22 protein-coding genes are annotated in these 23,973 nt (G+C 61.4%); 2 read left to right on the top strand and 20 right to left on the bottom strand.

The genetic code is table 11. The annotated features are described in order from the left end of the window. Positions 1-39: 39 nt before the first annotated feature. From AB5Y80_RS16375 to tapM, 11 genes are all read right to left on the bottom strand, one after another. A complete protein-coding gene (locus AB5Y80_RS16375) occupies positions 40-705 on the bottom strand; it encodes a phosphoglycolate phosphatase (RefSeq protein ID WP_052814888.1) in 666 nt (221 codons plus the stop codon). Continuing rightward, complete coding sequence (rpe, locus tag AB5Y80_RS16370) at positions 692-1,366, bottom strand: ribulose-phosphate 3-epimerase (protein WP_010673828.1); 675 nt, start codon at positions 1,364-1,366, stop codon at positions 692-694. The genes AB5Y80_RS16375 and rpe overlap by 14 nt, the downstream gene beginning before the upstream one ends. A 190-nt stretch (positions 1,367-1,556) precedes the next feature. After that, positions 1,557-2,429, bottom strand: a complete 873-nt coding sequence (locus AB5Y80_RS16365) for a Dam family site-specific DNA-(adenine-N6)-methyltransferase (protein WP_029314124.1) — start codon at positions 2,427-2,429, stop codon at positions 1,557-1,559. A 70-nt stretch (positions 2,430-2,499) separates the two neighbouring features. Then, positions 2,500-4,056, bottom strand: coding sequence for an SPOR domain-containing protein (locus tag AB5Y80_RS16360; protein ID WP_368173198.1), 1,557 nt, complete (start codon positions 4,054-4,056; stop codon positions 2,500-2,502). Further along, the gene (aroB, locus tag AB5Y80_RS16355; protein ID WP_039039582.1) at positions 4,046-5,128 is read right to left on the bottom strand and encodes a 3-dehydroquinate synthase; all 1,083 of its coding nucleotides are present in this window, start codon (positions 5,126-5,128) and stop codon (positions 4,046-4,048) included. The genes AB5Y80_RS16360 and aroB overlap by 11 nt, the downstream gene beginning before the upstream one ends. A gap of 17 nt (positions 5,129-5,145) precedes the next feature. Then, positions 5,146-5,664 carry a shikimate kinase AroK gene (gene aroK, locus AB5Y80_RS16350; RefSeq protein ID WP_010673824.1) on the bottom strand — a complete coding sequence of 173 codons (519 nt, stop codon included), beginning with the start codon at positions 5,662-5,664 and terminating at the stop codon, positions 5,146-5,148. Positions 5,665-5,855: 191 nt separating this feature from the next. Continuing rightward, on the bottom strand, positions 5,856-8,081 hold the full coding sequence (locus AB5Y80_RS16345) for a type IV pilus secretin PilQ (protein ID WP_216987614.1): 2,226 nt from the start codon (positions 8,079-8,081) through the stop codon (positions 5,856-5,858). A 16-nt stretch (positions 8,082-8,097) separates the two neighbouring features. Beyond that, the gene (locus tag AB5Y80_RS16340) at positions 8,098-8,625 is read right to left on the bottom strand and encodes a pilus assembly protein PilP (RefSeq protein ID WP_039039609.1); all 528 of its coding nucleotides are present in this window, start codon (positions 8,623-8,625) and stop codon (positions 8,098-8,100) included. Positions 8,626-8,627: 2 nt separating this feature from the next. Beyond that, the gene (gene tapO / locus AB5Y80_RS16335; protein ID WP_041212566.1) at positions 8,628-9,224 is read right to left on the bottom strand and encodes a PilO family type IV pilus biogenesis protein TapO; all 597 of its coding nucleotides are present in this window, start codon (positions 9,222-9,224) and stop codon (positions 8,628-8,630) included. Further along, the gene (tapN, locus tag AB5Y80_RS16330) at positions 9,221-9,790 is read right to left on the bottom strand and encodes a PilN family type IV pilus biogenesis protein TapN (protein ID WP_039039579.1); all 570 of its coding nucleotides are present in this window, start codon (positions 9,788-9,790) and stop codon (positions 9,221-9,223) included. The genes tapO and tapN overlap by 4 nt, the downstream gene beginning before the upstream one ends. Then, entirely contained in the window at positions 9,778-10,839 is a 1,062-nt protein-coding gene (gene tapM / locus AB5Y80_RS16325) for a PilM family type IVa pilus assembly protein TapM (protein ID WP_368173197.1), read from the bottom strand. Before tapM ends, tapN begins: the two co-directional genes overlap by 13 nt. Positions 10,840-11,137: 298 nt before the next feature. Between tapM and AB5Y80_RS16320 the strand changes: the two genes are divergently transcribed. Then, positions 11,138-13,627: a penicillin-binding protein 1A gene (locus AB5Y80_RS16320; RefSeq protein WP_368173196.1), complete on the top strand. Its 2,490-nt coding sequence runs from the start codon at positions 11,138-11,140 to the stop codon at positions 13,625-13,627. A 70-nt stretch (positions 13,628-13,697) separates the two neighbouring features. Here AB5Y80_RS16320 and oxyR read toward each other — a convergent pair whose 3' ends face one another. The 3 genes from oxyR to AB5Y80_RS16305 all read right to left on the bottom strand — a co-directional run bounded on the left by oxyR (position 13,698) and on the right by AB5Y80_RS16305 (position 16,301). Further along, positions 13,698-14,594, bottom strand: a complete 897-nt coding sequence (oxyR, locus tag AB5Y80_RS16315) for a DNA-binding transcriptional regulator OxyR (protein WP_368173195.1) — start codon at positions 14,592-14,594, stop codon at positions 13,698-13,700. 129 nt (positions 14,595-14,723) lie between these two features. Then, a complete protein-coding gene (locus AB5Y80_RS16310; protein ID WP_368173194.1) occupies positions 14,724-15,368 on the bottom strand; it encodes a DsbA family protein in 645 nt (214 codons plus the stop codon). Positions 15,369-15,443: 75 nt separating this feature from the next. Beyond that, positions 15,444-16,301, bottom strand: coding sequence for a Vmh family MBL fold metallo-hydrolase (locus AB5Y80_RS16305; RefSeq protein ID WP_039039575.1), 858 nt, complete (start codon positions 16,299-16,301; stop codon positions 15,444-15,446). Between the two features lie 120 nt (positions 16,302-16,421). Between AB5Y80_RS16305 and AB5Y80_RS16300 the strand changes: the two genes are divergently transcribed. Then, the gene (locus tag AB5Y80_RS16300; protein WP_368173193.1) at positions 16,422-17,336 is read left to right on the top strand and encodes a LysR family transcriptional regulator; all 915 of its coding nucleotides are present in this window, start codon (positions 16,422-16,424) and stop codon (positions 17,334-17,336) included. Positions 17,337-17,397: 61 nt separating this feature from the next. Here AB5Y80_RS16300 and AB5Y80_RS16295 read toward each other — a convergent pair whose 3' ends face one another. From AB5Y80_RS16295 to AB5Y80_RS16270, 6 genes are all read right to left on the bottom strand, one after another. Beyond that, positions 17,398-18,180: a BPSS1780 family membrane protein gene (locus AB5Y80_RS16295; RefSeq protein ID WP_045525644.1), complete on the bottom strand. Its 783-nt coding sequence runs from the start codon at positions 18,178-18,180 to the stop codon at positions 17,398-17,400. A 40-nt stretch (positions 18,181-18,220) separates the two neighbouring features. Beyond that, positions 18,221-19,252, bottom strand: a complete 1,032-nt coding sequence (locus AB5Y80_RS16290; RefSeq protein WP_223955674.1) for a fimbrial protein — start codon at positions 19,250-19,252, stop codon at positions 18,221-18,223. Beyond that, positions 19,245-19,892: a molecular chaperone gene (locus AB5Y80_RS16285; RefSeq protein ID WP_232090076.1), complete on the bottom strand. Its 648-nt coding sequence runs from the start codon at positions 19,890-19,892 to the stop codon at positions 19,245-19,247. Before AB5Y80_RS16285 ends, AB5Y80_RS16290 begins: the two co-directional genes overlap by 8 nt. A 119-nt stretch (positions 19,893-20,011) precedes the next feature. Continuing rightward, entirely contained in the window at positions 20,012-22,465 is a 2,454-nt protein-coding gene (locus AB5Y80_RS16280; protein ID WP_233466624.1) for a fimbria/pilus outer membrane usher protein, read from the bottom strand. 158 nt (positions 22,466-22,623) lie between these two features. Beyond that, positions 22,624-23,382 (bottom strand): fimbria/pilus periplasmic chaperone, encoded by a 759-nt coding sequence (locus tag AB5Y80_RS16275; RefSeq protein ID WP_201968666.1) that lies wholly within the window; start codon positions 23,380-23,382, stop codon positions 22,624-22,626. Positions 23,383-23,392: 10 nt separating this feature from the next. Further along, complete coding sequence (locus AB5Y80_RS16270; protein WP_041215630.1) at positions 23,393-23,935, bottom strand: fimbrial protein; 543 nt, start codon at positions 23,933-23,935, stop codon at positions 23,393-23,395. Between the last annotated feature and the right edge of the window lie 38 nt (positions 23,936-23,973).

The raw sequence follows: 23,973 nt of genomic DNA, 5'->3' as shown, positions 1-23,973 counted from the left end.
CAGAGTAGTAATCCTTGTTATCCGCCAGCCCGGTCTGGATCAGACCAGCAGGGCGTCGAGTTCGGCAAACTGCTCGCAAACCCAGTCGGGGCGGGAGTCTGCGATAGGGCGGCCATAGTTGTAGCCATAGGTGAGCCCCACCACCTTCATGCCGGCGGCCTGGGCGGCCAGCACGTCATTTTCGGAATCCCCCACCATCAGGGTGCGGGACGGGCTGACACCCAGCTCGTGGCAGGCGTGCAACAGCGGCTCCGGGCTCGGCTTCTTGACGGGTACGCAGTTGCCCCCGAGCCAGAGTGCGAAACAGTCGCTGATGCCGAGGGCCTCCAGAATGGGCTGCACGAAGTGACTCGGTTTGTTGGTCACCACGGCCTGCTGGTAACCCAGCCCCTGCAGACGGCGCAGGCTCCGGGCCACTCCGTCATACATGGCCAGACCTTCCAGCAGACAGGCCTGATAGTGACGGTCGAACAGGGGGCGGGCCTTGGCAAACTGCTCCGGGGCGTCGCGGTAATCGAGAGCCCGCTGGATCAGCTTGTCGGCGCCGTTGCCGACCCAGGTACGCACCACGGACTCGTCGGCCTCGGCCAACCCCAGATCCGCCAGGGTACGGTTGACCGCCAGCGCCAGTTGCGGGGCGCTGTCAATCAGGGTGCCATCCAGATCGAACAGCACCAGGTCAAAGGGGCGATCAGCGACGGACATGGGCAAGCTCCGCGCGCATCTGGTCGATCACTGCCTTGTAATCCGGCTTGCCGAAGATGGCAGAGCCCGCCACGAACATGTCGGCACCCGCCTCGGCAATCTCGCGAATGTTGTCGACCTTGACCCCGCCATCGATTTCCAGGCGAATGTCGCGGCCGCTCTCGTCGATCAGGCGGCGCACCTGGCGCAGCTTGTCGAGGGTGCCGGGGATGAAGCTCTGACCGCCAAAGCCCGGGTTGACCGACATCAGCAGGATCACGTCCAGCTTGTCCATCACGTACTCCAGGCAGGTGAGCGGGGTCGCGGGGTTCAGCACCAGACCAGCCTGGCAACCCTGCTCCTTGATGAGGCCCAGGGTGCGATCCACGTGATCGGAGGCTTCCGGGTGGAAGGTGATCAGGCTGGCACCGGCCTTGGCAAAATCAGGCACGATGCGATCCACCGGCTTGACCATCAGGTGCACGTCGATGAGCGCTTCGATGCCGTAATCGCGCAGCGCCTGACAGACCATGGGGCCTATGGTCAGGTTGGGGACATAATGGTTGTCCATCACATCGAAATGGACCACGTCGGCCCCGGCGGCCAGCACCTTGGCCACATCCTCACCCAGACGGGCAAAGTCGGCGGAGAGGATAGAGGGGGCAATCAGAAAGTCTTTCATCAGCGTCATCCATTGGCAGCGTGGCAGAAAAAACGGCGCAATTTTATCGCAAAAGGGCGATGAAAACGACCCGCATCTACAGAACACGCCGCTCCGGCACCATGGTTGGCACACGATGCCAGGCGCGGCTCACGGAATACCAGCGGCAGCATCAGAAATGACAACGGCCCCCTCAGGGACCGTTGTTCACTCAGCCGACGGCAACCAGCTCCGCCTCACCGGGATAATAGCCCTGTTCGGGCTCGATGCCGGGCGGGTAGAGCGCCAGCAGCTCGGCCACCTTGTTGCGACCACCGCCGTTGCGGCTGATGGTACGCTTGACCAGGATCTCGTCGAGCCGGGCGCCACGATAGAGCTCGCGGGTCAACTCGATGTCATGGTTGCTGATGAGCACGGGCACCCCTTTATGGGCGGCGGTGTGGCGAGCCAGCCTGGCCAGCAGCGCCTGATCGTCCAGGGTGAAACCGCCTGCCGAATAGGTGGTGAAACTCGCCGTGGTGGAGAGGGGGGCATAGGGCGGATCGCAGTAGATCACCCAGTCTTCCTCTGCACGGGCCATGGCGTCGGCATAGCTTTCGCAGATGAACGTCGCCTTCTGCGCCTTCTCGGCAAAGGCCCACAGCTCTTTCTCCGGGAAGTAGGGTTTCTTGTAGGAACCGAAGGGAACGTTGAACCCCCCCTTCTTGTTGTAACGGCACAAGCCGTTGAAACCATGGCGATTCAAAAACAGGAACAACTGAGCCCGTTCAAACCCGGCCGCGGTCTGGTTGAACTGGGTACGCAGCCGATAATAGGCGGTCTTGTGGTTGTGCTCGGCCACGAACAGCTTGCGGGCCTCGCTGATGAAGCTGTCCGGCTGCTGCTTGAGGTGGTTGTAGAGGCCAATGAGATCCGGATTGATGTCGTTGAGCACATAGGCGTCGTAATCCGTGTTGAGAAACACGGATCCGGCCCCGACGAAGGGCTCCAGCAACACACGCCCGGCCGGCAAACGCTCGGCGATCTCTTCGACCAGGGAGTATTTTCCCCCGGCCCATTTTAAAAACGCGCGTGTTTTTTTCATGGAAGTCCGGTGTTGACAAGGCTATGCCCAAAAAAGGGGGGTGATTCTACCCCCTTCCTCGGGTGGCTGGCTATTGCTTCAATTCTTTTTGTATCTGGGCGAATGACTTGGGCCAGGGTTGTCCCTTGAGCAAGGCAGGCGACAGCTTGCGAATGGCCGCCTTGGCCTGGGCACTGCTGGCGTAGTCTCCCTGCACCACTACATACCAGGGACTGCCACGGAAGCGGGTCTTGTAGACCCACACCTTGCCCGCCAAGCCATGCTCGGCCACAAAGCTGTCTACCGCCTTGGTGTTGCTCGCCCCCATCAACTGGATGCTGTAGTGATTCTTCGGCTTCTTGTTGAGAATCGCCACCGGCGTCAACGCCACCTTGGCCGCTGGGGCTGCGACCGGCGCTGTCTGCGCGCCACTGGCCGGTTGAGCCTCTGTCCGGGCCGGGACACGGCTCGGGGCCGGATTCTTGACCTGAGCCGTCGTTCCGGTCGGGACCGCACGGGAACCGCTCCCCACCAGCTCATCCACCACGGCCGTGGGCAAGGCGCCGCTGACGTTCGGCTGGTTCATCAATTTCTCGACCACTTCGTCGGAGATGACGACCCGGCGCCCCTCATAGTTGGTTGACTCCGTGGTGACCGTCTCACTTTCGACCTTCTTGGGCAAGGGCTTGGCATCGGACTGCCAATCGCGGGCAACCTGATTCCCTGACGGGATGGCAGCGGCGCCACTGCTCGTCTGAGTACCCAAAGCCCCGCTCGCCGCACCGACGTTCACAGGATCGCTTGAGACGGGATCGGGCAACGCCATCCCCTGGGACGGAGCCTGGGCGGGGTCCTGGCCTGCACTGTCGAACAGGGGCAGATAGCTCAGGGCCAGCAACCCGCCCGCCACCAGGGCAAGCACGATCGCTATCTTCTTGACGGGCAACTCGGCCTGACGTTTCTTGGGCCTTCTGTCGGTCATGGTATCCTCCAGTAACTGCATGATGGCTGACGGATGTCCGCCCGCCCCATTCAGGATCTCTTCCACTTTCGGCTTGGGCAAGAGGGCTGTCGGGATCTTGAGCTCTTTGGCCTTCTCATACAAGAAGATACGTTGCTCAGGAGCGCTCAGTGGCGCGACCTCCAGCTCGAGGGCTGGCATGACCCGTCCCTTGAGGAGCGCCTTCTGGTTGCGACACCAGGCGTCATCACCCGAGAGCAGGATGGCCAGTTTATGAGGAGATGCCAGAGTATCGTTGTGACGACAGAGCGCCCACAACTCCCCCACCAGCTCGGCAGGCAAGGTATCGGCACGTTCGATGATGAGCAGCAGTCTGGCAGGCTTGTCACCCACCATGCGAAAGAAGCTGTCCGCCAGGGCATCCTGCGCGTTGAACAGGGGACGTGCCACCACCTGCTGCAACAGCAGCTGGCGCACATCCGCCATCTTCATGGACGGGCTGCCGATGAGGCTGGCCACCCGCACCGCATCGGGCAGTTGGGCAAGCAGCGACTCGCACAGGGTGCCACGGCCACTGCCTGGCTTGCCGGAGAGAAAAACAAAGGGGTGGTTGAACTCGATCAGGTGCAGCAGCCGGTCAACCAACTGCCGCTGAGAAGGCAGCTTGAGCAATTTATTAGTGGTCACGACCAGACTCGATCACCGCCATCAATTGCTCGTCTGTCACATCGGCCACGACCTGGGCCTGTCCGATCCCGATCGGCAGCACCAGCCTCAGTTTGCCTTCCAGCACCTTCTTGTCACGGCGCATATGGCGAATGAAGGCGGCAAAATCCATATCGGACGGTGCCTTGACCGGCAAATCGGCGGCCAACAGCAGATCGCGGACTCGTGCCACCTCTTGCGCCGTCATGTCGCCACGGGCCAGGGCCGTCTCGGCCGCCAGCATGGTTCCCGCCGCCACGGCTTCACCGTGCAGCCAGTTGCCATAACCCTTCTCCGCCTCGATGGCATGGCCGAAGGTATGCCCCAGGTTCAGCAAGGCGCGCACGCCGTGCTCGGTCTCGTCCTGACCGACCACATCGGCCTTGATCTCGCAGCAGCGGCGAATGGCATAGGAGAGTGCATCACCATCAAGGCGTTGCAGGCGGGTCATGTTGGTTTCAAGCCAGGAGAAGAAGGCGGCATCCCAGATAATGCCGTATTTGATCACCTCGGCCATGCCGGCGGCAAATTCCCGGGCAGGCAGGGTCTTGAGGCAGTCGGTATCGATGATCACATGCTTGGGCTGATAGAAGGCCCCCACCATGTTCTTGCCGAGGGGATGGTTGACGGCGGTCTTGCCGCCGACGGAAGAGTCAACCTGGGAGAGCAGCGTGGTAGGCACCTGAATAAACGGAATGCCTCGTTGGTAGCTTGCCGCAGCAAAGCCGACAACATCGCCTATCACACCGCCCCCCAGAGCGATCAGAGTAGTATCACGACCATGGCTGGTTTCCAGCAGAGCAGACATGATCCGCTCGAAAGTCGCCAGGGTTTTGTAGGCCTCGCCATCGGGCAGGATCAGGTGTTCCACCTGAAAACCGGACAGCAACTGAATGATCTGTTCAAGATACAGGGGCGCGACCACGGTATTGGTCACAATCATGACCCGCTTGCCCTTGATCGTCTGCGCCAGTACCTCGGGGCGTTGCAGCAGACCGGCAGCTATCTCTATCGGGTAGCTGCGTTCACCCAGTTCGACCTTCAACCTTTCCATGGACGTCCTCTAATGAATTACATACCAATCAACTTGACGATTTGATTAGCGACAACTTTGGCACTCTGGTCATCCGTCTGGATGACAAAATCGGCAACCTCTTCGTACAGGGCGTTGCGCTCTTGCGCAAGACGCTCAAGCACTTCACGGGGCGGCTCTTCGGTTTGCAGCAAGGGACGACGCTTGTCTCTCTGGGTTCGCGCCAATTGCTTTTCAATGGTGGTTTCGAGGTAGACCACGATGCCGCGTGCGGAGAGTTTGTTGCGGGTTTCACGGCTCTTGATGGCACCGCCACCCGTTGCCAGCACGATACCCTGCTGTTCGGCGAGCTCACCGATCACCTTCTCTTCGCGGATCCGGAAGCCTTCTTCGCCTTCAACATCGAACACCCAGCCGATATCGGCACCACTGCGGCGCTCAATCTCATGATCTGAGTCGAAAAACTCCATGTGCAGTTGTTCTGCCAGATGTCTACCTATGGTGCTCTTGCCCGCACCCATGGGACCTATCAGGAAAATATTGCGTTTCTCAGCCATGTCTTTTCGTTAGTAATTACAAACTGTATGGCCCCGGTAAACACTCGACCGGGGTACCTATGAACCTTATCTTGCGATGGATCAGGAGGGGGATTATCTCAGTAGAAACCAGGACTGGCAACCGCAGCCCTTACGCCCCAGCCTCATCGGGGCGTAAGGTTATATGTGTTTTACTCTCACAAGTAAAGTTTTCAGAGGGCGTCGGTCACTATCCTCGGGGTCACGAAGATCAGCAGTTCACGCTTCTTGTTTTCACTGGTGGTTTTCTTGAAGAGATAGCCCAACCCGGGGATATCCCCCAGCAGCGGCACCTTGCTGACATCACTCTTGATGGTCTGTTGATAGATGCCGCCAAGCACCAGAGTTTCACCGTTGTTGACCAACACCTGGGTGGTGATGGACTGGGCGTTGATGGACACCGCATCCCCGGTTCCGGTCGGCACGGTTTCACCCTTGGTATCCTGAGTCACGGTCAAGTCCAGGATCACCCTGTTGTCCGGGGTGATCTGCGGTGTGACCTTGAGGCTCAGCACCGCCTTCTTGAAGGTGACCGAGGTCGCCCCGCTCGAAGAGGACTCCACATAGGGGATCTCGGTCCCCTGCTCGATCAGGGCTGGCTTCTGGTTGGCCGTGGTGACACGTGGACTGGCGATGATCTCGGCCTTGCTCTCCTTTTCCAGAGCCGAGAGTTCAAGATCCAAAAGGGTGCCATTGGCAAGACGGGCAACCTGGAACGCCAGGGTGCCGGCCGCGTTGGTCACCGGCAGGTTGACGTTGAGTCTGTCTTCTACGTTGGGGCGAGTGATGGTGGAACTGCCATCATTGTTTCCGGCGCCATCATTACCCTCTATGGTGCCCGAGGTGCCGTTGCCATGACCGTCTGTCTTGGTCACCCCCCAGCGCACCCCCAGTGCCTCATCGAAACCATCATCAATGGTCACCATGCGCGCCTCGATCACCACCTGCTTGACCGGGATATCGAGGATATCCAGCATCCGCTTGACGTTGCTGATGACATCCGCCGTGTCCTTGACCACCAGCACGTTGGTACGTTCATCCACGCTGACCGCCCCTCTGGGGGAGAGCAGCTTGGTACTCTCGGAGGAGAGCAGGGCCGCCACTTCCGATGCCTTGGCATAGTTGATCTGCAGATACTCGGTGTAGAGGGGAGCAAGATCCGCCACCTGGTTGCGGCTCTCCATCTGCTGTTTCTCGCGAGCGGCAATCTCGTCCGCCGGCGCCACCAGCAGGATGTTGTTGTCCAGCCGTTTGTCCAGCCCTCTGACCTTGAGGATGATGTCCAGCGCCTGCTCCCAGGGCACGCCATCGAGACGCAGCGTGATGTTGCCGGAGACCGAGTCCGTGGTCACCAGGTTCAGATTGTTGAAATCGGCGATGATCTGCAACACGGTACGAACAGGAATATCCTGGAAGTTCAATGAGATGGGTTTGCCTTGATACTGCTTCGCCGCCGTGGTGGCCACCCGTTTTTTCACCTCGATGATGAACATCTTGTCGGCCTGATCGTAACGGTAGTCAAACTGGCCGTTCACCGAGAGCTCGAACAGGGTGTCATTGCCCTGGCGGAACACCTCCACCTGGGAGACAGGGGTAGCAAAGTCCTGCACATTGATGAGGTTGAGCTGATCATCAGGCACCCGGGTACCGTGGAACTTGGCCAGCACTTTCTGACCACGGCTGCTGACATCCACCGCCGCCGAACTGTTGTCCAGCGTCACGAGGAACTCCCCCTGCCCCTCCTTGCCACGGCGAAAATCCACGCCCTTGACCGAGTTGAAGTAGGCGCCACCCATGTTTGCCTGAGACACGGACAACACCGGCTTGCCGGGGGCAACGGGCGAAGGAGCCACAGTAGGTGTGGAAGCCACGGCAGGCTGAGCCTGATACTGGGACTGGTTCTGGGCAACTCGCTGGGTGTCAATCAATGCAGACTGAGTCACCGGCTGGCTTCTGACGAGCGCAGACTGGCTGGCTGCAACAGGCGCCGCCGAGGAAGCGACCGGCTGCCCGGCCTTGTCTCCCAGCGCCACCAGCAATTTATTGCCCTGCTGATGGACCTGATAGGGGGTGAGCTGGTCGAGGGCGATCTTGATGTCGAGCCCCTGCCCCTTCCCCTCCACCAGGAGGTTGTTCACCCCTTGCTGCTTGATGGGCAGGGGATTGACCGTCAGGGCACCGATGGCCCCGGGTACGTGCAGCAGAAGCTGATTGGGCTCATAGGTCAACCTGTCCGTAAAACCGCTGACCGGTTCGCTGAAGCTGAGCTCCAGCAGGAGTTGATCGGCCAGCAGGGGATTCACCTTGACCTCCTGCAACGCGGGTACTGCCCACACCTGAGTGCATCCGCCCAGCCACAGCAGCGCCACACCGGTCATCCTTCTTATTGTTGTTCTCATCTCTGCTCATCCCTGATCATAGTTTTGCGTCGAGATTGGCCATGGCCAGCTGGGTTTCTCGGGTGACCCAGCATCCTTTGCCATCCGGTACCGTCTCCATCAAGTCAACATGCGTGTTCGTTATCTTGATGACCCTGCCCTGATCCAGCCCCATGTGCTGGTTGAGCCCGACGCGCACGGCTTGCCCGTCCGGGGTTTTGATCAATGCCCACAACTGCCCCTGCTTGCCGATGGAGCCTTTCATGCTCAGGCTGGCAAGCGAGTAGCGTTCCAGCACCTCCTTTTCCCGATTGGCCACTATCTGGGCACAGTCCGGCTTGGCCTTGGCGTCCAGCCTGGAACTGGTTTCCGGCTGGGGTGCAATGAACGGACTGCGCTGATCGCTGCGTTGATAGACCATGGGAGAGAAGGGCTTTATCTCCGGCAAAGGTTCGATCGGTACCGGCTTTCTGGCCTTGGTCTGTTTGACATATTCATCCATGTCCTCCTGTCCCCCACAGGCCGTCAACAGCAGCGCCGACAAGAGAAGTACGCCCGCTCTCATGCTCATGGCTTTTTCTCCACGGTTTTGCCGTTGTACTTGTAGGTCTTGGCCTGCATGGACATACCGATCAGCTCCCCCCCCTTCCCCTGGCTGAGCTGGAAAGAATCCAGGATCACGATGCGCGGCAAAGCAGCCATGTCCGCCGTGAACTTGCCAAGTTCGTGATAGGTGCCCACGACCTCGATGCGCATGGGCAGCTCGGTGGAGAACTCGTGTTTCACCTCTGGCTCCCAGTTGATCCTGTTCAATGTCAAACCGTTGTCGGTGGCAATGAAGCTGATGTCATCCAGCAAACCGGCGACTTCGTGGGTGTTGGGCAGCTGTTTGAGCTGGGTGTCGACCAGATGTTCCAGCTGGACCATCTGCTTTCTGTATGCCTCTAGGTTCGCGGCCAGCATGGCCTTGCTCTCGAATTGTCCCTTGAGCTCGGTCTCTTTTGCGGCTTCACGACCCAGAGCCGCCAGGGAATTGGCAATCACGTAGTAATAGAGTGCCCCGCCAAGCAGAGCACAGCAGAAGAAGACAAAGATGCCCTTGGCGATCGGCGGCCAGCGGGCAATGTCATTGAGATCCAGGTCGTTGAGTTGTTGCAGGTTCATTTTTGCCCCTTAGCCACGTTGGGTAGCGCCGTGGCAATCTGGAACATCATGGAGAACTGGCTCAGGGCGATGGGGGCCACCTCGGCCGTGAAAATGGTGCTGAGCTGGGATTGTGTCAGCCAGCCGGAACCGTCGATTCGGCGCATCATGCTGGCTACCCTGCCATAGGCTTCAGTCTTTCCCTTCACGTCTATCTTGTTGTTTTGCAGAGCAAGGCTATCAAGATACACCCCGTTGGGGACCAGCACCGGCAGCTGATTGAACAGACGCACAGGGATGTTGCGGCGCATCTGCAACTGCTCGATGAGTTGCATGCGGTCAATCAACTCCTTGCGCCGTTCCTTGAGAAGCCTGATCTCCCCAAGCTGGGTGTCCAGGGTTGCCATCTCCTGCTGCAACCGCTGATTGCGCTGCTGCTGGTAACCGATCTGCTGCTGCACCAGCCAGTCTGCGGCAAAGGCGATGGCTGCCGTCCCCGCCAGGAACAGACCGAACAGGATGCCGAATTGTTTCTTCTGACGCTGCGCCCGAGCCTGCCGCCAGGGCAGAAGGTTTATATTTGACATGGTGTGAAGCTCCTCAGTGCCAGCCCGAGCGCCGTCATGTACTTGGCCCCATGAGTCAGCCCCCCCTCTCCCTGCGGCTTGCCAAAGAGTGCAAAGGGATCGGGATGCAGCACCTCGCAGTTGAGCTCGCTGCCGATTTGTCCGGCCAGCCCCGGCAGCAGGCTCCCCCCTCCGGTCAGCACCAGCTTGGAGAGCTCCTTGTTCCCCGAAGAGCTGCAAAACAGCTGCACGTTTCGCCGTATCTGCAACACCAGGGTGCTGAGGTGAGGCAACAGGACATCCACCTCATGATCCGCAGGCAGGGAGCCCTGGATCTTGGCCAGTTCCGCTTCTTCCATACTCATGCTGTAAAAAGAGGCCAATGCCTGGCTGTATTGATCACCACCAAAATTCTGCAACCGGGAATAGATGACCTGGCCCCGTAGCAGGGCGGCGAAAGTCAGGGCGCTGGCACCGATGTCGACGATGCCAACCGGTTTCTCCGAGGTTTGCAGGTCGGGCAGGCAGGCCAGCACGGCGCGTCCGAGCGCATGGGCCCCCACATCCACCACCATGGTCGTCATGCCTGCCTCCGTCAGGGCACTGACCCGGCCACTGACGCTCTCGGTCCGCGCGGCACTGAGCAGGACCTCCTGACGCCCGTTGTCGCCCGCCATGCCGAGGATTTCAAAATCCAGGCTCACTTCATCGAGGGGAAAGGGGATGAGCTGCTCTGCCTCCAGGTGAACCTGGTTCTCCAGCTCGCTCTCGTTGATGTTGGTATCGACCTGAATGATCTTGGTGATGACATTGGAACCGGTCACGGCCGTGGCCACGTTCTGGCAATCCCCCTGCACGAGCCGCTTGAGCGACTTGAGGGACTGACTGACCCGTTCAATGTCCTGAAGTTGATAGTCGACCAGCGTTCCTCTTGGCATGGGGATCTCGGCAACCGAACCGAGGTGCACCTTGCCGGGACGTCCGCTGATGGTGACGGCCTTGATGGTTTGACTGCCAAAATCAATGCCCGCCATGGAGACGAGGGATCCCTTACTTAATAGCCCAAACATATACACATCCATGCGTTATTGGGTTTTCGGACTTATTGTAGGACAGCGCGTCATGATGTGACGGCTTAACTCAATATAATGCTCTATCTATCAATGTCATAAAGTTTGTGTCAAAAGTTGACGCCCCTCTCCTTTCGGCCTTGATTGCGGCCCCCTTGGTAATTGTGCCCTGGAGTGCTACCCTCCCGCCTCTTCTCGGGGTCGCCTGTTTGCGGACAGGAAAACCTCGAATCCGCGAGGGTAAAAAGGCTATACTCTGCGCCCGTTGGCTAATTTTAAGACGATTGGTAGTTCTTCCATGCTGAAATGGCTCGTTCGCCTGTTTATTGTCATGATGCTGGGTGCTGTGCTGGGCGTTGCCAGCCTCATCGGCATCTACTTCTACATCAAGCCCCAGTTGCCGGACGTCAGCGCCTTGCGCGATGTCAAACTGGCTACCCCCATGAAGGTCTACAGCCGGGATGGGGAATTGATCTCCCAGTTTGGCGAAATTCGTCGCATCCCCCTGCGGCTGGACGAAATTCCCCAGTCCATGATCGATGCCGTACTCGCCACCGAAGATGCCCGCTTCTATGAGCACCCGGGCATTGACCCCATCGGCATCATCCGTGCCGCCACCGTCTGGGCCGTCTCCGGCCAGGCGCGCCAGGGCGCCAGTACCATTACCCAGCAGGTGGCTCGCAACTTCTTCCTGAGCAACGAGAAGACCCTGGTACGCAAGATCAAGGAAGTGTTCCTCGCCTGGCGCATCGAGCAGAACCTCTCCAAGGACGAGATCCTCACCCTCTATCTCAACAAGATCCCCCTCGGCTACCGGGCATTCGGGGTCGGCGCGGCCGCCCAGGTCTACTTCGGCAAGGAGGTCAAGGATCTGACCCTGGACGAGATCGCCATCATCGCGGGTCTCCCCAAGGCCCCCTCCATGCTGAACCCGATCCGTTCTCCGGAGCGCGCCTTCGCTCGCCGCAACGTGGTACTGGGTCGCATGCTGGAAACCGGCAAGATCACCCAGGCCCAGTTTGACGAAGCCTCCAAGATGCCGGTCAAGGCCCGTTTTCACGGTGCCGAGACTACGCTGAACGCCCCCTATCTGAGCGAGATGGTACGCCAGAAGATGGTGGAGCAGTTTGGTGAAGATGCCTACACCATGGGGCTGCACGTCTACACCACCGTCACCGCCAAGCGTCAGCGCGCCGCCCATCAGGCGCTGCTGGACGGTGTCTTCGACTACGACACCCGCCACGGCTACCGTGGCCCGACCGCCTTGCTGTGGAAAGCCGGTGAAACGGCCTGGGACTACGAGCAGATCATGGCCCATCTGGCCAAGCAGCCGACCTATCAGCCCCTGATGGCCGCCGTGGTCACCCAGCTCGGCGACAAGAGCGCCACCCTGGTGCTCAAGAATGGCAAACAGGCCGAACTGGGCTGGAATGGCATCAAGTGGGCGCGTGCCTTCATCACCGACGATCGCCAGGGCTTTGCCCCTAAATCGGCGCGAGATGTGCTCAAAGTCGGCGCCCAGATCTGGGTCAGGGAGAAAGGGGAAGAGTTGCTGCTCTCCCAGATCCCCGACGTCAACGCCGCCCTGGTGGCCATGAACCCGCAAGACGGCGCCATCGAGGCCCTGGTCGGCGGCTTCAGCTTCGAGCTCTCCAAGTTCAACCGGGTCGATCAGGCCCGTCGTCAGGTCGGCTCCAACATCAAGCCTTTCCTCTATGCCACCGCGCTGGAGCAGGGCTATACCCTGGCGTCCCTCATCAACGATGCACCGATCAACCAGTGGGATCCTGCAAAGGGCCCCATGTGGCAGCCCAAGAACTCGCCCGCCATCTATGAAGGGCCGACCACCTTGCGCCTCGGCCTTGCCAAGTCCAAGAACGTGATGTCGGTCCGCCTGATGCGCGCCATCGGGCTGGATACCTATATCGACGGCCTGACCCGCTTCGGCTTCGCCCGTGATCACATTTCCGCCAACGAATCCCTGGCGCTGGGTGCGGCGGAGTTTACCCCGCTGGAAGTGGTGCGCGGCTACTCGGTGCTGGCCAATGGCGGCTTCCAGGTCACCCCCTACTTCATCACCGAAGTGACCGACAGCTTCGGCACCCCCCTGTTCGAGGCCAACCCGGCCGCCGCCTGCCGCGACTGCGGCGTGCTGGCCGCCGCCGGTCTCGACAGCGCGGATGCCTATGCCAATACCACGGCAGACTGGAAGGCCCAGTGCCCCATCGATCCTGTCGTGCCCAACAACATGGCGCCGCAGACCATCAGCGCCCAGAGCGCCTTCCTCATCACCGACACCCTGACCACCGCCATCTGGGGTGGCAATGGCTGGCGTGGTACCGGCTGGCGGGCAGCCCGTGACCTCAAGCGTCACGACATCTCGGGCAAGACGGGGACCACCAACGAATCCCGGGATGCCTGGTTCTCCGGTTATACCCCGAATCTGGTGGCCACCTCCTGGATCGGTTTTGACAATCACCAGCGCGGTCTGGGCCGGGCCGAGTTTGGCGGCGGCGCCGCCCAGCCCATCTGGATTGACTTCATGAAGACGGCTCTGCACCAGGTGCCCGAACGCAAGATGCCGGTCCCCGAAGGGATCATGCAGGTCCGCATCGATCGTGAAACCGGTCTGCTGACCAATCGCGCCGATGGCAGTACCACGGAGGAGTTCTTCAAGGAGGGCACAGAGCCCACCCGCTACGCGAGCCAGATCTCCGATGGCAACCAGGTGTATGGCGGTGACGATGCGACCACAGACGGTCCCGTCTCCACCGACGACATCTTCTAGGTCCCCCTGGAAACAACAAAAACCGGCGCCCAGGCGCCGGTTTTTGTTTCGGGATGACGAGCGGGCTGCGTCAGCCCAGCAGGGCTTTCATCAGACTCGAGATGCGGGCCGCCAGCTCATTGAAGCAGGGACGGCGCACCGAGTAGTGACGATAGAGCAGGGAGATGGTGCGCCCTGGCACGGGGTTGATTACCGGGCGATAGCTGACGCCTCCCTCCTCCTGGTTGGCGGGCACGGCGAGCCTGGGCACCAGCGTCATGCCGCTGCCGGCGGCGACCATGTTGCGCAAGGTCTCCAGACTGGTGCCCTTGAAGCGCTGATCCTCACCGATGCCCGCGGCAAAACAGAAACCCATCGCCTGATCCCGCAGACAGTGACCGTCGGCCAGCATCAGCAATTTCTTGCCCTTGAGATTGTGCAGGGGCACCGCCTTGGCACTCGCCTCCGGGTGATGCTGGGGCACGGCCAGCCACATGGGCTCCTGATAGAGGGGGATGGCGCCAAACCCCTCCATCCCTTCCAGCTCCGCCAGCACGAGGCAATCCAGCTCCCCCTCCTCCAGCCGCTTGAGCAGCACTTGGGTCTGATCTTCGTAGAGGTAGAACTCCAGCTTGGGGAAGTGTTCACGCAGATCCTGGATGATGTGGGGCAGCAGGTAGGGGCCCACGGTGGGAATGAAACCGATGTGGATCTCGCCGGACATGGGCTCGGCGAAGTGCTGGCCTATGCTCTTGAGCTCTCGCGCCTCTTTGAGCACCTTGCGCGCCTGACGGGCCATGGCATCGCCGGCGGGCGTGAACAGCACCTTGCGGGAGGTGCGCTCGATGAGGATCACCCCCAGTTCATCTTCCAGCTTGCGCAGCTGGCCACTCAGGGTCGGCTGGCTGACAAAGCAGCGCTCCGCCGCCTTGCGAAAGTGTTTCTCCTCTTCCAGCGCTACCAGATATTCGAGATCGCGAAGGTTCATAGGTACTGCATCCTGCCGTTCAATGAGGCCGATAGCATGCACAAGAACGGTGCGGGGGACAAGGGAGGCGCGCAGACGGGTCTGCCCTCTCCCTCTCCTTTGACAAGCCGCAGGCGATGGGCGAGAGACTCACCCCATCAGGGAGGCGATGTGATCCGCGAACGCCGATGGCTCTCCCAGATAGGAGGAGACAGGCAGCGCAACGACGCGCTCCCCTTGCATCAATCCCAGGGTCGGGAACCCCTGCCCGCCGAGCCGGCGCAGCCACTCCTGGCTTGTGGCCAGATGGCCCACAAGATCGACCCGTCCAAAGGCCAGGGCGAATGCCTCCGGTGTCAGCCCCTGCTCCCGCGCGAGCGCCGCCAGCCGTGTCGGGGAACCGACCCATTCCCCATCCCGGTAGTGGGTCTCCTGGATGCGGTGCAACAAGGCAAGGCCGTCGCCGCCAAGCTCGTTCACCGCCAGAACGGCGCGAATGGGCGGCTCGGAGTCGAGGAGCAGCGACTCGTTGAGCAGGAGCTCGTTGAAGTAGCGCTCACCAAAGCGCTGTCCGGTGAGGGCGTGGATGCGCTCGTCATGGGGGCGCACATAGTCTCGCAGGGGCTGGCCCATGGCCTGGCGCCTGGCGCCCATCCAGAGCCCCCCCCCATGCAGTTCGATGCGAAGGCCCGGGATCTCGGCAGCGGCTTTCAGCAGGGGGGCGGCGCCATAGCACCAGCCACAGAGGGGGTCATAGACATAATGGAGGGTTGTTTGCGCTTCGTTCATCATCATTCTCGCTTCAAGGCTGGATAAAAAACCGGGCACTCGGGCCCGGTAAAAAAACACAGGGAAGTAGGCGTCAGGGAGTTACCACTTCATCTCGCCGGTATTGACCTTGGCACCGATGGCCAGGCCATCGTCGACCGGCAGGGAGGGGTAAGCCTTCTTCAGCGCTTCAATCAGCTGGCCGGAGTGCTTGGTCTTGGCCAGCTCCTGCTCAAAACGCTGCACGTAGTCACGGGTGAAGGTCACGGCTTCGGTACCCTTGGGCGCAGTTCCCAGGAAGTGACCCGGCACCACACGCTCGGGTTTCAGGGCCAGCAGGTTGTTCAGCGCCTTGACCCAGTTGCTGCGAGCGGCCTTGGACTGGCTGTCCGCCATCCAGACGTGCACGCCGCTGTAGACCGGCACACCACCAAAGGCCGTCTTGATGGAAGGGGCCCAGAGGTAGGCATTCGGGGTGTTCATCTCTTTGATGTCAATCTTCTCGCCATCCAGGGTCAGGTGGCTGGCCGTCATCACTTGCGGCACGGTCAGGCTCTTGGGTGCATCCTTGCCCAGGATCGGGCCCCAGTAGCTCAGCTTGGCATCCTTGGTCTGCTTGATATGGTCGACCACATGCTGGTCGGCCAGCACTTTGACATCCGGGAACGCCGCCATGACGGGTTCCAGACCGAAGTAGAAGTCGGGGTCACCGGCACTGATATAGACAGTGGTCAGCTTCTTGCCGCTCTTCTTGATCATGTCCACCAGCGCCTGACCATGTTGCACGTCGAACTGGGCATCGATCAGGATGGCCTCTTTGTCACCGGCTACCAGTGAGGAGGAGACGGGGAAGATCGCCTTCTCGCCGGGGTTGTAGACGGTCACGGTCAGGGGGGCCGCCAGGGCGGAACCCGTCATCAGGAGGCTGGTCAGGGTCAGGGTACGCAGTGTGTTGTTCATCAGATAACGCTCATCGGTGTGGATTAATGGAATGAGCGCAGTTTATTGCATCACCATCGATACAAATACCGCATAATAGGCGCATCACTGTTGCACAAATCGAGCATATAGGGGCACAAGATGGATAGGCTGACCGCATTGCGGGTCTTCGTCTGCGTGGTGGAACAGGGCAGCCTGAGCGGCGCCGGGGAGAAACTGGAGATGTCCCGCGCCATGGTGTCGCGCTACCTGGCCGAGCTGGAACGCTGGATGGGGGCTAGATTGCTGCACCGCACCACCCGCCGGCTGAGCCTGACCGGGCCGGGAGAAGAGGCGCTGAACCGGGCCAGAGCCATGCTGGCCCTGGGGGAAGAGATGGAGCACCTGGCCATCCGCCATGACGAGGCCCCCAAGGGGCAACTGCGCATCACCAGCAGCTACTCTCTCTCCGAAGCCCTGCTGGTCGGGGCGGCGAACGACTACCTGGCCCGTTACCCCGGCACGGCGATCGACATCCTGCTGCTGGACCGGACGGTCAATCTGGTGGAGGAGCGAATCGATCTCGCCCTGCGCATCACCAACGACCTCGATCCCAACCTGGTGGCCCGCAGGCTCGGCACCTGCCACTCGGTGGTGTGCGCCAGCCCCGCCTACCTGGCCCGCCATGCTCCGCCGCAGCAGGTGCAGGATCTGGCACTGCACAACTGCCTCACCTACACCTATTTCGGCAAGAGCCTGTGGGAGTTTCTGGGGCCCGATGGTCCCGAATCCGTCCCGGTGAGCGGCAACCTCAGCGCCAACATCTCCAACCTGCTGCTGGCCGCCACCCTGGACGGGGCGGGGATCAGCCTGCAACCCGCCTACTCTGTTCACCCCCATCTGGCAAGCGGCGCCCTGGTCCCCCTGCTCACCCCGTGGCAGCCCAAGCGCCTCGGCGTCTATGCCGTTTATGGCACCCGCAAACAGATGTCCCCCCTGCTGCGCAGCTTCCTCGACTTTCTCGTGGAGCGGATGGCGGACGCTCCCCTGTGGCAGGAAGCTCCTCCCTCTCTCTGATCCCTGCGAGCCGCACAAAAAAGGGGCCTCGCGGCCCCTCTTTGCTCCATCCTGTGCCCGGTCAGGCTTCGAAACCGAATGCCTTGACCGGGGTCTCTCCCTCCTCGGCCTCCTGATCCTCCAGATAGATGTCGTGATAGGCGGCATAGATGGAGTAGTTGATGGCAGGCAGCACCACCAGCAAGCCCACCAGCATCAGGAGTGCGCCAAAGAAGATCAGCACGGCCCCGAGCAGCCCCCACCAGAGGAAGGGCCACATGTTGCGCAGACATCCCTTGAAGCTGAGCCGGGCTGCCTGCCAGACCCCAACCTGATGGAAGAGGATAAGGGCGGGGGCGAAGGTGATGGCCATCAGCACGGGAACGAACAGTGCCAATCCCACCAGGGCGCAGACGAGGAAACCCTGTGCCTGCTCCGGGGTCAGCGCCAGGGAGCCCGGATCCGCGGACAACAGGCCGGTGAGTCCCCACTGGTGCAGCAGGAACACGCAGATCATCAGGATCCCCATGATGAGGCCGAGCACCATCAGGCCCCCCAGCATCAAGGGGGTCAACCGATGGCGGAAACCGGCAAAGAAGTCGCCAAATTGCAGTGCCTCGCCATGGTGACCCCGCCGCGCCACCGCCACCCAGCCAGCCCCCCACACCATGTAGAGCAACTGGGAGATCAAGCCCCCCGCCGGCAGCTGATCCAGTACGATGCCCACCACAAACCAGAGCACTATCATGGCCACGCTGGCACCCATCCCCTTGTTGAAGATGTCGAATCCGGTGCGGATCCAGATCCAGCCCTGTCCTATGCCATGGCGTTTGGGTTCGTGGCGCAGGGCCCTGTCACTGTTCATCATTGACCTCGTCGAAAAATAGGGGCGAAGCGGCGTCTCCTCAGGGCACGCTCACCGTTACCATGATGGTGCCGGTGTAGGGGCCGGTGCGTACTACCTGGCCCGGCAGCCGGGTCGGGTAGAGCCTCACCTTGTAGTCGGTGGCCTGGGTCGCCGCCGAGTAGGGTACCGCGATGGCGGTATCGAATGGAATAGGGGTCAGGGCCCCCTGCTCGACCATGCCCACCCCGACACCGGCCAGGCTGGTGGTGATGAAGCGGTTGTCGCTCGCGAGCACCCCCGAGAAGCTGTAGCGCAGCGGCACCACGTAGTCGCTCGGGATCTGGCTGCAGGTCACGCTCACATTGACGCTGCGCGGCGCATAGCCCCTGGGGATCTCCCCTTCGATGAAGGCGCTCTGGGCCACGGCGCCCAGATCGATGGGAATGCTGGTACCAGCGGGGAACTGGCAACTGGGGGTCGAGGTGACTGTGATGTTCATCGCCAGGGTGCTGAACGCATTGGCCGGACTGGTATCGGGCAGGCTGCCACGTCGCACGAACAGCTGGGCCACGGTGCCACTGAAGGTCTGGGTGCCCGTGATCCCCTTGAGCAGTTTCAGGGTTGCTCGCCCCCCGTTCACGCTGATCCCCCCCAGCAGGGAGACATTGAGTAGCCCGCCCACACAGGCACTCAGAAGCCCAGTGGTAGTGGTGTTGAAGGGGACGCTCTGGTATCCCCCCGCCGCATTGAACTCCACCTTGAGACCGAGATAGGAATTGAGCTTGATGAGGGTACCGAGGGGATCGGAGACGGTGGGCAGGCTGGTGGTGCCCTGGTAGTAGGCCGTCACCAGCAACCCGACAGAGATACCGATGCAATCACAACTGGCCGTGCCCGTGGTGGCGAAGGTCGCACTGCGGGTATCACCTGGCTGATAGAGATCGCTGACGGTGAGCGGCAAGGTGGCCACGAAGGGGCTGGTGCACTGGCCGTTCACCGCGTTCCCTTCCCCGGGCCAGAGTCCGGCCCCCAGCAACAGCGCCCCCATCAACAGGGAGTCGGGGCCATGACGACCGGTTGCATCACTCATGGTGACCTCCTTGGCTTCTGAGCGGCATGAAGGGCTCCTCACGATAGCTGCCCTCATCGTCTATCCAGCGCAGCCGGCCACTCGCCCCCGCCGGGACAACCCCCATGGGCAGGTGCAGAGTGCCGTAGGGTGGCAGTACGCCCCCCTCCCGCCAGGCAAGCTGCCAGTCCCCCATCGTCAGCAACACTTCGCTCAGACTGATGTGGAAGGGGCCCGGATTGGTGACACCGAGCCCGCCTTCGGAGAGGATCTGCCACTTCAGCTGGCGGACCATCCCAGCCACGGAGCCCGAAAGGCCGGGGGGGCGGTAGAAAAGCTTGATACGGGTGCGATAGGCCAGCTGGACACTCCCCTCGGTGGCATGGACCTTGGGGGGCAGGCCAAGCACGTTGAGCCAGAACAGGGACTCCCTGTCCCGGGGCAACCGGTTCTGCTCTCCTCCGATCACCCTCAGTGTCTGCCCCCTGCCTGGTCCGAGTCGCATCACGGGCGGCAGCACCAGAAAGGGAGTCGCCACCTCGCCAGGCCCCAGGCGCTCGTCTCCCAGGTCAACCCAGGCCTGCATCAGGCTGGGTCCGGTGCCGTCGTTGCGAACCATCAGGGCGGCCTCGCCCCCCTGATGGACGAGACGGGTCTGCATCAGCCGAATCGCGGCCTCCCCCCCCTGGGTCCACAAGAGGGCCCCGAACAGAACAAAACAGCTTGTCACCCCTACCCTGCTCCCACGTCCGCGCGAGTGCAGGTCATCACGGATGCCGTTCATGGTCCCGTCTCCATGTCGATGCAGCGCGCCGCCACCTGCTGGTAGGGCATGGCCGGATCCGGCGGGGGCATCCGATAGTCGAGGCGACACCCTTCATCGCTTGACTCCCCCCACTGGACGTAGAGCGTCCCCTGCTCGCCACGCACGAAGATAAGCCCTCCCTGCCCGACCACGGCCACCGATCCCCCCCGGTCATCGACCACGTCGGCCCCGAAAGGAGGGGCGCTGCCATCGTGTCGCTCGGCCTTGATGAGCAGTGGTTGCCCGACATGAGTCTCATAAGCGAGTTTCACGATGGCGCCCCGGCGGGGGGCCACCATACGGGCGCTGCCGTCGATCTCCACATCCAGTGGCAAACCGGTCGGGTCCAGCCCGATGACGTTGGTGCGATAGGGATTTAGCCCGGCCAGCACCGCATAGCCATCTCCATCCACCTCGCTGCCGATGCCGTGGCTCACCCTGGCCCCCTGGGCACCTTTGGCCTCCACCAGCGCCATGGTCTCTCCCTGGGTTTGCCCCATCACCCAGCCCTCTTCATGCACCAGCAAGGTCCCTTTGGCCGAGGCCACGTACTGGCCATACCCCTCCCCCTGGCTGGTACTGAGTCCCAACTGGGCGAACGCCGTCTGATACTGCACATTGGCCCCATACCCCCGGGTGCTGTCAGCTCCCCCAGGCCCCTGGCTCCCATAGACCCCGTAGTAGAAGCGCCCATCCCCGGAGCCTCCGTTGAGATCCAGTCTGGTGCTGGTCCCCAGTCCCTTCTGATAGGAGAGGGTACTGCCAAGGCGCGGAGCCCCCAGCTTGTCACCGATGGGGATACTCAGGCTCAGTACGTACTGATCGCCAGTGCCCTCTTCCAGAGAGTGGCTGGCCGACAAGGTCAAACTGCCCCAGTCAAATCCCCGGCTGTAACCGAACTGAAGGCTGCTGCTCTCCCCCTGACCGCTCCAGTAATCCCGGCGGATGCCATTGAAATAGAAATCACCCCACTCCCCCACGGGCTGGTTGATGTTGAGCTGGAAGCGATTGCGCTCACGCTGCAGACGATCCAGTGCGCCAGCCTGCATCGCTGCCACATCGCTCAGGTCGAGATAGCCTTCGCTGGAGAAGCGGTAGGCTGCCAGGGTGAAGTAGGTTCGGGTCAAATCCATCTGCTTGCTGTAGGTAAGGCGATAACTCTGGCCGGACAGGGAGGGAGGCAGATCCGCGCCCGAGGGTAAATCACTCGCCCAGGAACCGGTGACATCGAGGGCCAGGGCGCCGTAATCGGACCCCATGGCCGCCCCCCCCAGCAGAGCGGCATACTGTTTTGCGGCTATGGTTCCCCCGTAGAGAGTCAGGGTGTCCGACAGGCCGTGTCGATAGGTGCCTTGCAGAAAATCAGGCCCGTCTGGTCCGGCATCATTGCGATAACGTCCCAGAGTCAGGCTGAAGCGGGAGGTGTCGTGTCGCAGCATCTGCACCACGGAGGAAAACGGCAGGGTGAAGCGCTGCACGCTACCATCTGCCTCCGTGACCGTCACATCCAGGTCGCCGGCGAAACTGGTGGCATAGAGGTCGTCGATGGCGAAGGCCCCCGGCGCCACCTGGGTTTCATAGATGAGGGCATCGCCCTGGCGTATGGTGACCCTGGCATTGCTCTGGGCCACCCCGCGCACCACGGGAGCAAAACCCCGCTCGAAGTCGGGCAGCATGGCGTCGTCGCTGGCGATCTGCACACCGGTGAAAGGCACACTGTCGAAGCTGTCCCCCGGTGTGAAATATTCTCCCAGGGTGAGCTGGGCCGTGCGGGAGGTGACATCCCGCTGCACATAGCTGTTGAGGGGCAGATACCCCCCGCCAGATGTGCCTTGCCAGGAACCGTTGTGGCGCAGGCGCCAGGCCCCCAGGTTGAGACCCGTGTTGAGATTGACGCTGCTGCTGACCGGATCGCCCCCGTCATCCTGGTCGTTGTAGTACAGATTGGCGTTGTAACTGACGAAGGCGGCATTGATCCCCTGTACCCATTGATCCGGCCCGACATAATCGCGCCTGACCCGGCCAAGGTAGGCCTGGGGCAGGCTGAGATCACCGCTCAGGCTGGCAAGGTCGAAGGTAAAGCCGGCTCCCGGCACCAGGGCATTGACCTCGATGCAATCCTGTGCCAGTTGCGCCTTCACTGACGGCTGATCGGGTAGCTTGTCGAGGAGCAAACCCCATTGCGTCAACTGATCGGGCTGAAAACAGAATCTGGGAGTACCGGGGTCCGCCCCTGCTCTCACCTCCACCTGCTGATTCAGGCGCTCCCGGCCATTGAGGGTAATCTCGAGAGAATAGCGACCGGGAGGAATGAAATCGGCGCGGGAGAAGCGGGCCAGATCGATGTTGATCCCCAGACTGTCCAGCAAGCTGTTGTCAAATTCGACCTCTGCGGAGGGGGGGACCTCTGCGACGGGTTCATCAGCCATGACCATCCCTCCCCATCCCCCCAGCACAAGCAACCAACAAATCGATACAGGGAAGCATAAATCCGGGGGGAAATGGCATGAGATAGGCATCTTGAACGTCGCGACAGGGCTGCCGCGTACCAGATTCATGAGCAGGCAAGCGCCGCCATCCACCGAGCTCAATGGAAGACGAATTGGCCCACCTCGCGAGCACCGTAATCGTTGAGCCAATGGAAGGTCACCTTCTTGACATTGACGGCTCCGGAAAGGTGCTCCACGGGAAAGTCGAAGCTGCCACCCGGTACCACCATGCCGCCGCTCAGATTGCTGTAGCGTTTCGACTGGGCTGTCAGCAGTTCAAGATTGCTGATGCTGACGTGATAGAGGCTTGGATTGTGAGCCTGCAGTGCATAGCCTTGCCCCTGGCGGATCAGGCGCCAGCTGAGCTGATGGGCGGCACGCTCCACGTTGCCCGGCAGCCCAGTTGGCCGATAGAACAGCTTTATCCGGGAACGAAAGGCGAGTTGCACCATGTTCTGGCCCGGCTGGGTCGATTTCACGCTCGGCGGCACCTCCAGAACGTTGAGCCAGAACACGGATTCACGATCCTGGGGCAGTCCCCTTCCCACATAGGCGAGGCGCAAGGATTGGCCACGACGGGCTTCGATGCGGGTGATAGGGGGCGTGATGAGGAAGGGGAGCGCCTCGGCGCCGGGCCGGATGCGACGATCACCGGCGTCCAGCCACACCTGCACCAACGAGGGAGCGCTTCCCTTGTTGGTCAGCTCCAGCGTGACCTCCCGCGCACTGGCTGGATAGATGACCCTGGTCCCCGAGATCTGCACATGTCCCCAGCTAAACCAGGGCAGGAGCAGCAGGCACCAGCACCACCAGCCACTCCTTGTCCTGGCGAAAACGTGGGCAAGTAAAGAGCTCATGGCGCATGACTCAGTGATAATCCAGAGAGTAGATGAGGTCTGCCGAGACCAGACCCGCACCAACGGCCCCGGTGGCAATGTACTGGGCGCTGTAGTAAAGCGTTGCCCCGCCGGTAGCACTGAAGTTCACCAGCACGTTGTTGCCTGTATTGGTCCTCAGGTCGATGGGCGTGCTGTTGGCAGAGAGGATCTGCACTTCCACGTTTTGCGCCGGATTCTTGCCTCCCGACGCGACGGCCTTGTTGCTGAGATTGCCCGAGGTCTGCTCCACGCCGATGTTTTCGAAGTAGGCGCGCACCGAGCCCGTGGTCGGGCAACTGGTGAGGGCGAGGTTGAAACCGGTCGCCCCTGCGGTCTGCCCTATGCTGCCGAGGGCATTGGTACTGACGGTGGGCAGGGTGACGGTCGCCGATGCTGTACCCCCGTTGACCGCGATGGCACAGGTACCTGCGGTCACTTCCCCGTTGATGGTAATGACCCCGTTGAAGGCAACGGCGGGCATCGTCACGATCGCCAATGCGAGTCCGAATATCGAGAGCGCTTTCGTCTTCATCACAACCTCCTCTATCCCTGGATGTCGCTGGCGACTAC

Source organism: Aeromonas sp. R2-1 (genome assembly GCF_040908425.1).
Lineage (GTDB): Bacteria > Pseudomonadota > Gammaproteobacteria > Enterobacterales > Aeromonadaceae > Aeromonas > Aeromonas caviae.
Note: the sequence above shows the minus strand (reverse complement) of the source record. Positions and strands in the feature narration are given on the sequence as shown.

What these genes read in the sequence shown, in the direction of transcription:
- AB5Y80_RS16295 (WP_045525644.1), bottom strand. Translation starts at nt 18,180, where the DNA reads ATGAACAGTGACAGGGCCCTGCGCCACGAACCCAAACGCCATGGCATA.
- tapN (WP_039039579.1), bottom strand. Translation starts at nt 9,790, where the DNA reads ATGTCAAATATAAACCTTCTGCCCTGGCGGCAGGCTCGGGCGCAGCGT.
- tapM (WP_368173197.1), bottom strand. Translation starts at nt 10,839, where the DNA reads ATGTTTGGGCTATTAAGTAAGGGATCCCTCGTCTCCATGGCGGGCATT.
- tapO (WP_041212566.1), bottom strand. Translation starts at nt 9,224, where the DNA reads ATGAACCTGCAACAACTCAACGACCTGGATCTCAATGACATTGCCCGC.
- AB5Y80_RS16310 (WP_368173194.1), bottom strand. Translation starts at nt 15,368, where the DNA reads ATGATGATGAACGAAGCGCAAACAACCCTCCATTATGTCTATGACCCC.
- AB5Y80_RS16280 (WP_233466624.1), bottom strand. Translation starts at nt 22,465, where the DNA reads ATGGCTGATGAACCCGTCGCAGAGGTCCCCCCCTCCGCAGAGGTCGAA.
- aroK (WP_010673824.1), bottom strand. Translation starts at nt 5,664, where the DNA reads ATGGCTGAGAAACGCAATATTTTCCTGATAGGTCCCATGGGTGCGGGC.
- AB5Y80_RS16275 (WP_201968666.1), bottom strand. Translation starts at nt 23,382, where the DNA reads ATGAGCTCTTTACTTGCCCACGTTTTCGCCAGGACAAGGAGTGGCTGG.
- rpe (WP_010673828.1), bottom strand. Translation starts at nt 1,366, where the DNA reads ATGAAAGACTTTCTGATTGCCCCCTCTATCCTCTCCGCCGACTTTGCC.
- AB5Y80_RS16290 (WP_223955674.1), bottom strand. Translation starts at nt 19,252, where the DNA reads ATGAGTGATGCAACCGGTCGTCATGGCCCCGACTCCCTGTTGATGGGG.
- AB5Y80_RS16285 (WP_232090076.1), bottom strand. Translation starts at nt 19,892, where the DNA reads ATGCAGACCCGTCTCGTCCATCAGGGGGGCGAGGCCGCCCTGATGGTT.
- AB5Y80_RS16270 (WP_041215630.1), bottom strand. Translation starts at nt 23,935, where the DNA reads ATGAAGACGAAAGCGCTCTCGATATTCGGACTCGCATTGGCGATCGTG.
- AB5Y80_RS16375 (WP_052814888.1), bottom strand. Translation starts at nt 705, where the DNA reads ATGTCCGTCGCTGATCGCCCCTTTGACCTGGTGCTGTTCGATCTGGAT.
- AB5Y80_RS16300 (WP_368173193.1), top strand. Translation starts at nt 16,422, where the DNA reads ATGGATAGGCTGACCGCATTGCGGGTCTTCGTCTGCGTGGTGGAACAG.
- AB5Y80_RS16305 (WP_039039575.1), bottom strand. Translation starts at nt 16,301, where the DNA reads ATGAACAACACACTGCGTACCCTGACCCTGACCAGCCTCCTGATGACG.
- AB5Y80_RS16340 (WP_039039609.1), bottom strand. Translation starts at nt 8,625, where the DNA reads ATGAGAGCGGGCGTACTTCTCTTGTCGGCGCTGCTGTTGACGGCCTGT.
- AB5Y80_RS16320 (WP_368173196.1), top strand. Translation starts at nt 11,138, where the DNA reads ATGCTGAAATGGCTCGTTCGCCTGTTTATTGTCATGATGCTGGGTGCT.
- AB5Y80_RS16345 (WP_216987614.1), bottom strand. Translation starts at nt 8,081, where the DNA reads ATGAGAACAACAATAAGAAGGATGACCGGTGTGGCGCTGCTGTGGCTG.
- oxyR (WP_368173195.1), bottom strand. Translation starts at nt 14,594, where the DNA reads ATGAACCTTCGCGATCTCGAATATCTGGTAGCGCTGGAAGAGGAGAAA.
- aroB (WP_039039582.1), bottom strand. Translation starts at nt 5,128, where the DNA reads ATGGAAAGGTTGAAGGTCGAACTGGGTGAACGCAGCTACCCGATAGAG.
- AB5Y80_RS16365 (WP_029314124.1), bottom strand. Translation starts at nt 2,429, where the DNA reads ATGAAAAAAACACGCGCGTTTTTAAAATGGGCCGGGGGAAAATACTCC.